Annotated in this window: 11 protein-coding genes; 9 read left to right on the top strand and 2 right to left on the bottom strand. The window is 69.6% G+C overall.

Going from position 1 to position 13,770, the window contains the following annotated elements:
* A partial coding sequence (locus ACW9TB_RS39100) for an endo-1,4-beta-xylanase (protein ID WP_472753167.1) occupies window positions 1-1,146 on the top strand: 1,146 nt, incomplete at its 5' end.
* A 234-nt stretch (window positions 1,147-1,380) separates the two neighbouring features.
* Here ACW9TB_RS39100 and ACW9TB_RS39095 read toward each other — a convergent pair.
* Window positions 1,381-2,124, bottom strand: coding sequence for a FadR/GntR family transcriptional regulator (locus ACW9TB_RS39095; protein ID WP_329082349.1), 744 nt, complete (start codon window positions 2,122-2,124; stop codon window positions 1,381-1,383).
* A gap of 562 nt (window positions 2,125-2,686) precedes the next feature.
* Here ACW9TB_RS39095 and ACW9TB_RS39090 point away from each other — a divergent pair.
* The 4 genes from ACW9TB_RS39090 to ACW9TB_RS39075 all read left to right on the top strand — a co-directional run bounded on the left by ACW9TB_RS39090 (window position 2,687) and on the right by ACW9TB_RS39075 (window position 8,336).
* Window positions 2,687-4,039: a lectin gene (locus tag ACW9TB_RS39090; RefSeq protein WP_472753166.1), complete on the top strand. Its 1,353-nt coding sequence runs from the start codon at window positions 2,687-2,689 to the stop codon at window positions 4,037-4,039.
* A 108-nt stretch (window positions 4,040-4,147) separates the two neighbouring features.
* A complete protein-coding gene (locus ACW9TB_RS39085; RefSeq protein ID WP_472753165.1) occupies window positions 4,148-6,532 on the top strand; it encodes a ricin-type beta-trefoil lectin domain protein in 2,385 nt (794 codons plus the stop codon).
* A 170-nt stretch (window positions 6,533-6,702) separates the two neighbouring features.
* Complete coding sequence (locus ACW9TB_RS39080) at window positions 6,703-7,065, top strand: hypothetical protein (protein ID WP_472753164.1); 363 nt, start codon at window positions 6,703-6,705, stop codon at window positions 7,063-7,065.
* Window positions 7,062-8,336, top strand: a complete 1,275-nt coding sequence (locus tag ACW9TB_RS39075) for an ABC transporter substrate-binding protein (protein ID WP_472753163.1) — start codon at window positions 7,062-7,064, stop codon at window positions 8,334-8,336. Before ACW9TB_RS39080 ends, ACW9TB_RS39075 begins: the two co-directional genes overlap by 4 nt.
* Before the next feature lie 436 nt (window positions 8,337-8,772).
* Here the strand turns inward: ACW9TB_RS39075 and ACW9TB_RS39070 are convergent, their stop codons facing one another.
* Window positions 8,773-8,916, bottom strand: a complete 144-nt coding sequence (locus tag ACW9TB_RS39070) for a hypothetical protein (RefSeq protein WP_472753162.1) — start codon at window positions 8,914-8,916, stop codon at window positions 8,773-8,775.
* A 58-nt stretch (window positions 8,917-8,974) separates the two neighbouring features.
* Here ACW9TB_RS39070 and ACW9TB_RS39065 point away from each other — a divergent pair, with 58 nt between their 5' ends.
* The 4 genes from ACW9TB_RS39065 to ACW9TB_RS39050 form a co-directional block, all read left to right on the top strand.
* Window positions 8,975-9,316, top strand: coding sequence for a carbohydrate ABC transporter permease (locus ACW9TB_RS39065; protein ID WP_472753168.1), 342 nt, complete (start codon window positions 8,975-8,977; stop codon window positions 9,314-9,316).
* Between the two features lie 25 nt (window positions 9,317-9,341).
* Window positions 9,342-10,589 carry a mandelate racemase/muconate lactonizing enzyme family protein gene (locus tag ACW9TB_RS39060; RefSeq protein ID WP_472753161.1) on the top strand — a complete coding sequence of 416 codons (1,248 nt, stop codon included), beginning with the start codon at window positions 9,342-9,344 and terminating at the stop codon, window positions 10,587-10,589.
* Between the two features lie 411 nt (window positions 10,590-11,000).
* Window positions 11,001-13,058, top strand: coding sequence for a family 43 glycosylhydrolase (locus ACW9TB_RS39055; RefSeq protein WP_472753160.1), 2,058 nt, complete (start codon window positions 11,001-11,003; stop codon window positions 13,056-13,058).
* Between the two features lie 228 nt (window positions 13,059-13,286).
* Window positions 13,287-13,770, top strand: a 484-nt coding sequence (locus ACW9TB_RS39050) for an RICIN domain-containing protein (RefSeq protein WP_472753159.1), incomplete at its 3' end; no start/stop codon positions are given.

The following is a 13,770-nucleotide window of genomic DNA, read 5'->3' as shown; positions in this document are numbered from 1 at the left end:
TCCCAGCAGCCGGGCTGGATGCAGTCCCTGTCGGGCAGCACGCTGCGCCAGGCGATGATCGACCACATCAACGGCGTGATGGCCCACTACAGGGGCAAGATCTACGCCTGGGACGTGGTCAACGAGGCGTTCGCCGACGGTAACTCCGGCGGTCGCCGTGACTCCAACCTGCAGCGCACCGGCAACGACTGGATCGAGGTCGCCTTCCGTACCGCACGCGCCGCCGACCCGGCCGCCAAGCTCTGCTACAACGACTACAACATCGACAACTGGAGCTGGGCCAAGACGCAGGGCGTCTACAACATGGTCCGCGACTTCAAGTCCCGCGGCGTGCCGATCGACTGCGTCGGTCTGCAGTCGCACTTCAACAGCAACAGCGCCTACAACAGCAACTACCGCACCACCATCTCCAGCTTCGCCGCCCTCGGCGTCGACGTGCAGATCACCGAACTGGACATCCAGGGCGGCTCGGCGACCACCTACGCCAACGTGACCAACGACTGCCTGGCCGTGCCGCGCTGCACCGGCATCACGGTGTGGGGCGTCCGTGACAGCGACTCCTGGCTCGGCGCGAACACCAGCCCCCTGCTCTTCGACGGCAACGGCAACAAGAAACCCGCCTACACCGCCGTGCTGAACGCCCTCAACGCCGCGGACCCGAACCCGGACCCGGATCCCACCCCGACGTCGGGTGGCGGTACCGGGCAGATCAGGGGGGTGGCCTCCGGCCGTTGCGTGGACGTGCCCGGCTCCAGCACCACCAACGGCACCCAGCTGCACCTGTGGGACTGCCACACCAATCCCAACCAGCAGTGGACCTACACCGCCGCCGGTGAGTTCAGGGTCTACGGCGACAGGTGCCTGGACGCCGCCGGAACCGCGAACGGGGTCAAGGTCCAGATCTACGGCTGCTGGGGCGGCGACAACCAGAAGTGGCGCGTCAACACCGACGGCAGCGTCACCGGCGTGCAGTCCGGGCTGTGCCTGGACGCCGCCGGAACCGGAACCGCCAACGGCACCCTGATCCAGCTCTACGCCTGCCACGGTGGCAACAACCAGAAGTGGACCTGGAACGGCACCTCGGGGATCGCGCTCCACCAGGGCCTTCTGTCCTACCGCCCCGGCCTGCTCACCCACCAGAGCTGACAACGTGACACGGATCCGGCTCTCACGCGTTCCCGGTCTCCACCGCGAAGACGTGAACCCCGTCAGGTGAACATCGTCACGGCACATGATCAGGACCGGGAGAGCCGGAACGGGCGGGCTCGGCACGAGGCCGGGCCCGCCCGGGTCACGCGGAGCGGGGGCGCACGGTGCCCATGCCGGTCGCCGCGTACGACGGCGCCGGACGCGTCACCCGCGCGGTCCGCCCGCGAGGAGTCAGTCCGTCGGCGAGAAGATGCGCTGCTGGATCTCTCTGCGGTAGTCGTCCAGCGTGTTGTCGATGTGTGTCGCGGCGGCCTGGGCCGCGGCTTCGGGGTCGCCGGCACGGATGGCCTGGTAGATGGCGTCGTGTTCCTCGACGGCCTTGGCCGCGTGGCCGCCTATCGAGCCGCGCAGCCCGATGAGGTTGGACTGGGCCTGCAGCCGGCGGACCTCCCGTACCGCTATCTGGAGGAACATGTTGTGCGAGGCCGTCGCGATGGCGGCGTGGAAGGCGTCGTCGCCCTCGTTGAACAGATCCTCGCGCCCGTTGTCGAATCCGTAGCGGCACACCCCGGCCGACTTCTCGATGTCTCCCAGCTCCGCGGGGGTGGCGCGGCGGGCGGCGAGCCGGCTGGTCTCCATCTCCTGGGCCCGGCGGAACTCGAAGAGCATGTAGACGTGGTCCAGGTCGGTGGGCAGGAAGAAGGACGCCCAGCGTCCGGTGCCGAGCATTCCCTCGTCGTCGGCCACGTACAGGCCGCGTCCCTTCTGGGCGCGCACCCGGCCGAGTGCCGAGAGTATCTTCACCGCCTCGCGCACGACGGTCCGGCTCGTGCCCAGCTGCTGGGCCAGCTCGTTCTCCGTGGGCATGCGGTCGCCGGGCCGCAGGCGCAACCGGCTGATCAGCTCCAGCACCTGCTCGGCGGCCACCTCGTAGCCCGGCCGGTACACGCCTTCCGCACGCGGAGTATCGACCACGCTGCCCGCTCCCTCCCTGCCACCACCTCCTCAAGAGTACGACCAATGGGGTCCGGATCAGCATAATCTTCCCCGGCTCCCCCGACATTAAGTGCTACACATTTGCTCCGCCCACCGGCCTCCCGGGTCGGACGGAAGGAAACGCGGCATGTCTAGCTGCACTTATGCCAGAAAGAGTCCTCACTTCGACGACAGACCCTGGTGATGAGTCGGAAATAAGTAGGCTTAAGGGCTTGACTCGCCTCAGTGCGAGGAACGTAACTAGTAGCTAAGTCCCCCGGGGATCCCCTCCCCCGCCGGACCGCATCCGACGTGAGGCCCTCCGGGGCGGACACCGTCGTCCACGAGGCCCCGGCCGCCCCGGACCAGGGCGCGGCCGTCCGGCGACACCGGCAAGAACCGGCGAGACGTGGTTCTCAGCACGGGAACCAGCGAAACGGCGTTGAGACTCCCACCTCCCGACCACCCCCCGACCACCCCCCGACCACCCCCCGACGAAGGAGAGCCAAGTGGTTTCCCCCTCCAGACACGTCGACGTCCCGGCCGAGGGAGGGATCGGGTGATGTCGAAGCACAGATCCCTTCTCGGCGCGATCGCGGTCGCGGTACTTCTCGTCCTGTCCACGGCTCACGCGGCGCTGAGCGACGGCTTCGGCGAGACCACGTCCTCCGGGGCTGGCACCCTCGCGCCGACCGCCGGTTGCGGCAGGACCCCGACGCTGGGGAGCGGTACGCACTCGATCCAGAGCGGTGGCAAGAGTCGCTCCTTCATCCTGAGAACCCCCGACAACTACGACAGCGCCACGCCCTACCGGTTGATCTTCGGGTTCCACTGGCGGGGCGGCACCGCCGCCGACGTCGACTCGGGCGGCACCAGCGGGTACCCCTGGTCCTTCTACGGCCTGCGGCAGATGTCGAACAACGGCGCGATCTTCGTCGCCCCCCAGGGCATCGGCAACGGCTGGGCCAACTCCGGCAACGAGGACGTGACCCTCGTCGACGACCTGATCCGGCTGATCGAGGCGAACCTGTGCGTCGACACCTCGCAGCGCTTCGCCCTGGGCTTCAGCTACGGCGGCGGGATGAGTTACTCGCTCGCGTGCGGCAGGGCGACGGTCTTCCGCGCGGTCGCGGTCTACGCCGGAGCGCAGCTCAGCGGGTGCGGCGACGGCACCCAGCCCATCGCGTACATGGGACTGCACGGCATCGGCGACTCGGTGCTCAACATCTCCCAGGGGCGGTCGCTACGCGACAGGTTCGTCAGGAACAACGGCTGTACCGCCCAGAACCCGCCCGAGCCGGGGTCGGGCAGCAGGACACACATCACCACCGCCTACTCGGGGTGCCGGGCCGGGTATCCGGTCGTGTGGGCCGCCTTCGACAACGGTCACATGCCCGGCCCGGTGGACGGGACCTACGCCGAGAGCGGCGTCACGACCTGGACCAAGGGAGAGGTGTGGAGGTTCTTCTCCCAGTTCGGGGGCACCCAGCCGCCCGACCCCACGCCGACGCCGACCCCGACGCCGGGAACGGCGGGTGCGATCCGGGGGGTGGGCTCGGGCAGGTGTCTCGACGTGAGCGGCGCCTCGCAGGCCAACGGCGCGCTGGCGCAGATCTGGGACTGCAACGGGCAGGCCAACCAGCGCTGGACACCGACCGGCGCGGGTGAGCTGCGGGTCTACGGCGGCAAGTGCCTGGACGTGAGCAACCAGAGCACCGCCAACGGCGCCCCGGTGCAGATCTGGGACTGCAACGGCCAGAACAACCAGAAGTGGCGCCTCAACAGCGACGGCACCATCACCGCCCTCGGCGCGAACAGGTGCCTGGACGTGCCCAACAGCGCCACCGCCAACGGCACCAGGCTCGCCATCTGGGACTGCAACGGCGGAGGCAACCAACGCTGGACCCGGACCTGACCCCCTTTCCGGACCTCTGAGACACCCCCGGGATCCCTCCCACGACAGGGGCACCTCTCCATGCCCGCCCGCTCCAGGGCTCCCCCACCCCCCACGTAAGGAAGTCCCGTGTTCGAATTCCCGTACTCCGCGACGCGGAGGCTGACGCTGGCCGGAGCCGCCGCGACAGGGGTGATCGCCGCGGCCGCTCTGGTGGCGCCGGTCTCCCCCGCCTCGGCGGCCACCACGACCCTCCACGCCTCCCCTTCCGGCACCGGCACCGGTTGCTCCGCCGCCCAGCCGTGCTCGTTGCCCGCCGCGCAGACCGCGGTGCGGGCGCTCACCGGCGCGATGTCCGGTGACATCGTCGTGGAGCTGGCCGCCGGGACGTACCGCCTCTCCGCGCCGCTCCGGCTGACCGCCGCCGACTCCGGCACCAACGGCCACACCGTCACCTGGCAGGCCGCCGCGGGCGCCCGCCCCGTGATCAGCGGCGCGAGGGCGGTCACCGGCTGGTCGCTCGCCGACTCCGGGAAGAACATCTGGCGGGCCAACGTCGGCGCCGGGACCGACACCCGGCAGCTCTACGTCGACGGCGCCATCGCCACGCGCGCGCGGACCACCGTGAACCGGTCGGACTTCACCGCGAACAGCACCGGCCTCGCCTTCACCAACGGCGCCCTGGGCTATCTGAACAACCTGGCCGACAAGAGCCGCGTCCAGATGGAGAGCGTCGGCTCGTTCACGGACCGGTACGTGTCGGTGCGGAACATCAGCGGGAACCTCATCACGATGCGGCAGCCCGGCTGGAGCAACAACAACTTCGGCTACGACACCTTCACCAGCCCGCACCGGGCGGGCCCGCTCTACCTGGTCAACGCGTACGAGTTCCTCGACGCGCCGGGCGAGTGGTACCTCGACCCCGGGACCGGCGCGCTCTCCTACATCCCGCTCTCCGGGCAGAACATGAGCACCGTCGGCGTGGAGCTGCCGGTGCTGCAGTCCCTGGTGAACGTCGGGGGCACCTACGACGCGCCCGCGCACCACATCGCCTTCACCGGGATCACGTTCACCGGCACGACCTGGCTGGGTCCCAGCGGCAACCAGGGCTACGTGGACCAGCAGACCGGCTCCTACATCGCCGGCACCTGGAACTGGCCCGCCTTCACCTCCTGCCACAACGGCTGCCCGCAGTTCGAGGCCGCCCGGCCGAACTGGTACCAGATGCCCGCCGCTGTACAGGTGTCCGCCGCCAGCGACATCACCTTCAGCGACTCGCGGTTCGTCAACCTGGGCCAGACGGCCGTGGGCATCGGCAACGACGCCAACGGTCACACCAGCGGCGTCGGCCTGGGCGCGAGCGACATCACCGTCACCCGCTCCGAGATCGCCCGCAACTCGGCCGGCGGCATCGTGGTCGGCGGCGTGCGCGCCGACGCGCACCACCCCGGCGACCAGCGGATGGTCAACCGGAACATCACCGTCAGCGACAACCGCCTGCACGACCTCGGCGTGGAGTACCGGGGCATCGTCTCGGTCCTGACCACCTACGTCAGCACCGCCACCATCTCCGGCAACGAGGTCTACAACATGCCGTACACCGGCATGTCGATCGGGTACGGCTGGGGCGCCAACGACGCCGGCGGCAGCGAGCACTACGCAGGCCGCGGCCTTTACAACCACCAGCCGCGCTACACCACGCCCACCACCGCGTCCGGCAACCGGCTCACCGGCAACTACGTGCACGACGTCATGCAGCAGATGAACGACGGCGGATGCGTCTACACGCTCTCGGCGAACCCGAACGGGTTGATCAGCGACAACCACTGCCTGCGGACCAACGGCCACTTCGGCGTCTACTTCGACGAGGGCTCCCGCTACTACACCGCCCGAAACAACGTCTTCTCCGCCACCGGCACCTGGGCCACCGCCAACTACTGGTTCGCCGAGAACATGGGGAACTTCACCGTCACCGGCAACTGGTCGACCAACGGCGACACCAACGTGACCAACGGCGACCGCGGCAACGTCGTCAACGGCAACGTCACGGTCACCAACGGCAACTGGCCGCCGGGCGCCCAGGCCGTGATGGCGTCCGCCGGGCCCCAGGGGGGCGGCGGCCCGCAGAACGCGCAGGTCGTCGGGGCCCAGTCGAACCGCTGCCTCGACGTCAGCGACGGCAGCACCGCCAACGGAGCCCAGGCCCAGCTCTGGGACTGCGGCACCGGCGCCAACCAGCGCTGGACCCACACCTCGGGCAGGCAGCTGACGGTGTACGGCGGCAAGTGCCTGGACGCCTACGGCCAGGGGACCGCCAACGGCACCCGGGTGGTGATCTGGGACTGCAACGGGCAGGCGAACCAGCGGTGGAACGTCAACGCCGACGGCACCATCACGGGGGCGCAGTCAGGGCTGTGCCTGGACGCGCCCGGCGGCGCCACCGCCAACGGCACCAAGCTCAACCTCTGGGCCTGCAACGGCGGCGCCAACCAGCGCTGGAGCCCGCGCGGCTGACCCGGCCGCCCCATACCCCCGCCGGGACAGCGGGCCTCCCCGGCGAGGGCCGTCACCCGGACGCGCCGGTCACGGACGGCCGGGGCGGGACGGTCCGGGGACGGCGCCGGTACGCGGTGCCGGGCCTCCCCCGTCCCGCCGACACCACCGACAGGAGGGAAAACCGCCGTATGAGCACACCGGCCGACATCGACGACCTGCTGCGGCACCTGGAACGCGAGGGCCTCGTCCTCCATCTCGGCGTCGGTGACGCCACCGTGTGGTTCGCCGCCGAGTTCCGCGAGCGCATGATCTCCGAACGGCTGGCGATGCTGCCCGACGAGCCCCTGGTGAGCGTCGCCACGGCCGCCGCGGTGCTCAACGTCCCGCACTCCCACGTCATCGCCGAGGTCCGCGCCGCCACCCTGGCCGGCCACGACGGCGACCCGCGGGTCCGGGTACGGCGCGAGGCCCTGGTACGGCGCATCACCACCCTGGGCCTGCCCCGCCCGGCTCCCCCGGCCGACCGTCCTCTGGAGAGTGAACAGCAATGAAGCAGCGAACACCGTGGCCGGCCCTCCTGGTCGTGGGGCTCGCCCTGACCGGCTGCGGAAGCGCCACCCGGCCCGCGTCGTCGCCGGGCGACTCCGGCAAGGTCACGAAGCTCGTGGTCTGGGACTGGAAATCCGGTGACGCCGCCGCGGCCTCCTACGTCCGGAAGGCGAAGGACGACTTCGCCAGGAAGCACCCCGGCGTCACGGTCGAGTTCGTGGCCCAGCCGTTCGACCAGTACTACACCCTGCTGGGCTCGGCCATCCAGGCCGGTTCGGGGCCCGACGTCATGCTCTTCAACGGGGGCGGCCAGATCCGCGACCGCGTGGACGCGCTCCTCCCGCTCGACCGGTACGTCGCCGAGGACAGGCGGCGCCTGGCGGGCTGGGAGGCGTTCGGCGAGGACGGCAAGACCTACGCCGCGCCGGTGACGCTGCAGGGCCACCCGATCTACTACAACAGGACGCTGTACGAGAAGGCGGGACTCGACCCGGCGAGCCCCGCCAGGACCTGGGACGACCTTGTCGGCGACTGCGCCACCATCAAACGGAGGACCGGGGCCGACTGCTTCGCGCTCGGCAACAAGGAGGGCGCCGGCATCCAGTTCTTCCTCTCGGGTCTCGGCTCGGGCGTCCTGACGTCGCGGGAGTACGACGACTGGATCGCCGGGAAGCGCGACTGGACCTCTCCCAACGTGAAGCGGGTCTTCAAGCTGTGGAAGGAGGCCGGTGACTCGGGGCTGAACAACGACGGGGCCAACTCGACCGCGATGTTCAACGACGCCTTCACGATCTTCAACTCCGGCAGGGCCGCCCACATCATCGGGCTGATGTCGGATATCGGGCACTGGAAGGACTTCAGCGAGTTCCTGGGGGCCGGCAAGGTCGGCGTCATGCGGTCCCCGGTCGTCACCGGCGGAACCAGCCCGAGCCTTCCGTACGACGGCGGCATCGGCTACGCGGTCGCGAAGTGGGCGAAGGACCCGGGGCTGGCCGCCGACCTGGTGCGGTCGCTGACCACGACCGACGCCCTCACCTCCTTCCACTCCGACGCCGGCGCGATCACGTCCGACACCACGATCGACGTGTCGCGGGGGCCCGCGGCCGTCGGCGCGATCCTGTCCGAGATCAGGGACGGCAGGCCCGCCCTGCACGTCGCGTTGTCCTCGAAGACCCTGGACCTGATGGGAAGGCTGTCCCAGAAGCTCCTGAGCGGATCGGCGACCGTCGACGAGGTGGTGGAACAGCTGGCCGCCTCCGACCGGGAGAGCTGATCGCGTGCCGATCCGAGATTCGCCGTCGGCTCCCTTCGTCGACTCCGGGCGGGCCGGTGGGAGGGAGGCGAGGCCGCGGACACGCCACGACGCCGGGGCCGCCTCCCGCACGTCGCGTTCCGAGCGCCTCGCGCCCTACGTCCTGGTGGCCCCGGCCCTGCTGGTCGTCGTCGCGCTACGGCTGTGGCCACTGCTGTTGGGCGTCAACTTCTCCTTCACCGGCGACGGCGAGCGCAACGGGACGCCGGTCGGCCTGGACAACTACCTGGAACTGTTCCAGGACCCGTTGTTCCTCGGCGCGCTGGGCAACGTCGGGCTGCTGGTGCTGCTGCTTCCCGTGGCGGTGGCGATCCCGGGCCTGCTGGCCACGTTCATCTACCTGCGGGTGCCCGGGCACCGGGTCTTCCGGGGCGTCTACTTCTTCCCGGCCGTGCTCTCACCGGTGATCGTCGGTGCGATCTTCAACCTCGTGCTCGCCTTCGACGGCCCGCTGAACACCGCCCTCGCGGCGATCGGCCTCGGCCCGGTCGACTGGCTGGGCGACCCGGACGTCGCCATGTTCGCGGTCGTCGGCGTGCACGTCTGGGCGACGTTCGGGATGGCCCTGGTGGTGTTCCTCGACGAGTTACTACAGGACCATTCCCGGCGAGATCGTCGACGCGGCGAGGATCGACGGGAACACGACGTACGGCGTCTACCGGCGGATCATGCTGCCGATGGGCACCCCGGCCCTGCTGTCGGTCGGCATTCTCGACGCCCTGTTCTGCTGGAACGACGTGCTCATCTCCCTGCTGCTGATGCCGTCGGCCGGTCACCGCACCCTCATGGTCGGCGTCACCTCGCTGCGCGGGCAGTACTCCGACGACATCCCCACCTTCGCCTCCGGGGTCCTGATCGCCGCCGTGCCCGTGTTGACGGTCTATCTCTTTCTCCAGCGCCAGATCGCCGACGGTGTCACCGCCGGTTCCACGAAGGGCTGACATGCGGATCTCGGGGTATCGCGCCTTGACCACGATCCAGGAATGGGACCGTCCGGTCGGTGACGCCAACGGCGTCTACGCCGACGGGGTCGTACCGGTGCCGATCGTCATGGTGGACACCGACGAGGGGATCACCGGTGTCGGCGTCGGGCCGCACGTGGGGCTCGACGGCGTCTTCGCCGCCATCGAGGGTGAGGATCCGCGTGGCGTGACGGCGCTGTACGACCGCATGCTGCGGCAGACCTTCAAGGCGGGCCACGCGGGCGCGGTGTTCGGGACCATCGGCGCCCTCGACACCGCCCTGTGGGACATCAAGGCGAAGGCGGCCGGTGAACCGCTCTGGCGCCTGCTGGGCGGGCGTGACAGGCGGGTCCCCGCGTACGCCTCGGGCCTGGACATCGGCCTGACCGACAACGAACTCGTCTCGGTGTACGAGGTCTACGCCCGGTACGGCCTGCGGGCGGCCAAGCTCAAGGGTGGTCTCGACATCGAGCGGGACCGGCACCGCCTGGCCCTGGTCAGGGAGGTCCTGACCGAGGCCGGGCACGGAGGGCGGCCGGGCCTGATGCTCGACGTGAACGAGGCCTTGTCGCGCAAGCAGGCGGTCCGGCACGTCCACGAGCTCGAACGCACCCTGGATCTCACCTGGATCGAGGAGCCCGTCCGGCGGTGGGACGCCGAGGGCCTGGCCGTCGTCGGCCGTGGCATCTGCGCGTCGGTCGCCACCGGGGAGAACCTCACCGGGCTTGAGCAGTATCGCCCGCTGCTGGCCGCGGGGGCCGTCGACATCGTCCAGACGGCCGCGGTCTGGGGGGTGACCCACTTCCTGCGGGTGTCCGCCCTGGCGCACGCCCACGATCTGCCGGTCAGCCCGATCGGCAACCTCCCGGTCGCCCTGCTGCACGCCGCGACGTCGGTGCCGAACCACCTCGCCAGCGAGCTGCAGGATCTGCGGCCTCCCCTCGGGGTGTCCGCCGACCTGCACGTCGAGGACGGCGCGTTCCTCCTCGGGGACTCGCCCGGCCTGGGTCTCATGGTCGACGAGACCGCCATCGGGGGACTCACCCGCGGGCCGGGCACCCCGTCGGCCGACGGTCCCGGCGTCCGGCCCGAGCAGGCCGGTCGGCGGCTGCTAGCGGTGGCCGATCACGGTCACGTCGCGCAGCGGCGCCGGGTCGCTCCCCTCGCCGTGGACCTGCGCGATCTCCCGTTCCTCCACGCGGTACCTCCGGCCGCCTCACCCCCTGCCGATGGGAACGACCATGTCCGATGAGCACCACCTGATCGGAACGGCCGGAGCTCTGCTGTTACCGCTGGGCGCGGACGGAGGAGGGCGCCCGCGCGCACACCCTGGTTCGACCACGACGGAATCTTCCACCGTGGCCATGACGACTGGCCGCGTCGGCATCGCCGTGATCAACGCCAGGTTCGCGTCCCGAACTCCGCGGCTGCCGGGGCGTAACCTCCGTGAAACTTTCACTCGCGCGGGCACCGCTGGGCGATCTCTCTCCGGGCGAATGTCCAGGCAGGGAAACGTACCGGAGGCGATGCCCTGGTCGGTGAGGACCGTGGCTCGTTGACGCCGCCCGGCCAGTCGGATGTACTCCGCGACATCACCCCTCAGGAGCAGGTGGAGTTCTGGAACCTCAAATGTTAGCGCTAACAATTTCTTGAAGGGAGAACTATGCGCCCCACCAGGCGAAATCGCCTGCGCGTGCTGATCGCCGCCATCACGTCGGTCGTGCTCACCGGCGCCCTGCTCACCACCGCCACCTCCTCCGCGAACGCGGCGTCCGTCGACACCAACGCCTGGTACGTCCTGGTCAACCGCACCAGCGGCAAAGCCCTGGACGTCTACAACCTCGCCACCAACGACGGCGCCCGCATCACCCAGTGGACCCGCAACAACGGCAACCAGCAGCAGTGGCAGTTCGTCGACTCCGGCAGCGGCTACTACCGCGTCAAATCCCGCCACTCCGGCAAGGTCCTCGACGTCAGCGGCTTCTCCACCGCCAACGGCGGAGCGATCGTCCAATGGGCCGACCTCAACGGCACCAACCAGCAGTGGCGCCTGGCCGACTCCGACAACGGCCACATCCGCCTGATCAACCGCAACAGCAACAAGGCCCTGGAGGTCCAGGGCGCCTCCACCGCCGACGGCGCCAACATCGTCCAGTACGACGACTGGGGCGGCGCCAACCAGCAATGGCAGTTCGTCCAGATCGGCGGCGGAACGAACCCGAGCGGTAACTACACCAACCCGGTGGTCTGGCAGGACTTCGCCGACGGCGACATCATCCGGGTCGGCGACGCGTACTACTACTCGGCCTCGACGATGCACTACTCACCCGGCGCGCCGATCCTGCGCTCCTACAACCTGGCCGACTGGGAGTACGCGGGCCATTCGGTGCCCAAGCTCGACTTCGGCTCGAACGCCTACGACCTCAACGGCGGCCGGGCCTACGTGAAGGGCATCTGGGCCTCGACGCTCAACCACCGGCCGAGCAACAACACATTCTACTGGATGGGCTGCGTCGAGTTCAATCGCACCTACGTCTACACCGCCTCCGCGGTCGACGGCACCTGGACCAAGCGCTCGCAGATCAACAACTGCTACTACGACGCCGGTCTGCTCGTCGACGACAACGACACCATGTACGTCGCCTACGGCAACGGCACGATCAGCGTCGCCCAGCTCTCGGCCGACGGCCTCGGCCAGGTACGCGCCCAGCAGGTGTTCCAGACCCCCTCCAGCGTCGGCACCCTGGAGGGCGCCCGCTTCTACAAGCGCGACGCCTACTACTACATCTGGCTCACCCGCCCCGCCAACGGCCAGTACGTGCTGCGCTCCACCAGCCCGTTCGGCCCGTACGAGATGCGCCAGGTCCTGCTGGACATGCCCGGCCCGATCTCCGGCGGCGGCGTGCCGCACCAGGGCGGCCTGGTCCAGACGCAGAACGGCGCCTGGTACTACATGTCGTTCGTCGACGCCTACCCCGGCGGCCGGGTCCCGACGCTCGCGCCGATCACCTGGAGCGGCGACGGCTGGCCCACCGTCCAGACGGTCAACGGCGGCTGGGGCGTCAACTACCCCAGGCCGAACATCCAGACCTCAAAGACCGTGGCCTCGATGATCGGCCCGGACACCTTCACCTCGGGCAGCCTCGGCCACCGGTGGGAGTGGAACCACAACCCCGACACCAGTAGCTTCTCCACCGGCGACGGCCTGCGCCTGCGGACCGCGACCGTCACCGGCGACCTCTACAACGCCCGCAACACCCTGACCCACCGCGTCCAGGGCCCGTCGTCGACCGCGACGATCGAGCTCGACCACTCGGCGATGGGCAACGGCGACCGGTCCGGGCTGGCGATGCTCAGGGACCAGTCGGCGTGGATCGGCGTCAAACGCGACAACGGCGTCAGCCGGGTGGTGATGACCAACGGCCTGACCATGAACAGCGGCTGGGCCACCACGGGCACCGGCACCGAGGCGGCGAGCGCGAACATCTCGGGCGGCCGGATCTGGCTGCGGGTGAACGCCGACATCCGGCCGGGTTCCGGCAGGCAGGCCCGGTTCTCCTACAGCACCGACGGCGTGAACTTCACCGCGCTCGGACCGGCCTTCACGTTGAACAACGCCTGGCAGTTCTTCATGGGCTACCGCTTCGGGATCTTCAACTACGCCACCCAGTCACTGGGCGGAGCGGTGACCGTGCGCCGGTTCGACTTCACCACACCGTAAACCGAAGGGCATTTCGCTATGAACCCCCCAACCGCCCGGCCCGGTCTTCCGGGCGCACCCGGCTACGGAAATCCCTGTCCCTCCTGAGCGCCGGTGTGGCCGCCGTCGGCGTGTCGGCGGCGATCTCCGCTGCCGACCGCGACAGCGCCCTGGAGGCCCAGGGCGCCAACATCCGGCAATCGCGACTCTCCCGTGTCGGCTGAACCGTTCCCGAACAAGGAGCACCCCTTGGAAATCACGTACGCCCGGCGCCCGCGCCGGAACACGGCGGCGATCATCGCGGTCGTAGCCACGCTCATGGCCGGTCTCCTGGTCGCGTTGGGCTCGACGAACGCCGCGAACGCGGCGTCCGTCGACACCAACGCCTGGTACGTCCTGGTCAACCGCACCAGCGGCAAAGCCCTGGACGTCTACAACCTCGCCACCAACGACGGCGCCCGCATCACCCAGTGGACCCGCAACAACGGCAACCAGCAGCAGTGGCAGTTCGTCGACTCCGGCAGCGGCTACTACCGCGTCAAATCCCGCCACTCCGGCAAAGTCCTCGACGTCAGCGGCTTCTCCACCGCCAACGGCGGAGCGATCGTCCAGTGGAGCGACCTCAACGGCACCAACCAGCAATGGCGCCTGGCCGACTCCGACAACGGCCACATCCGCCTGATCAACCGCAACAGCAACAAGGCCCTGGAGGTCCAGGGCGCCTCCACCGCCG

Source organism: Streptosporangium sp. H13245, from assembly GCF_055690525.1.
Note: the sequence above shows the minus strand (reverse complement) of the source record. Positions and strands in the feature narration are given on the sequence as shown.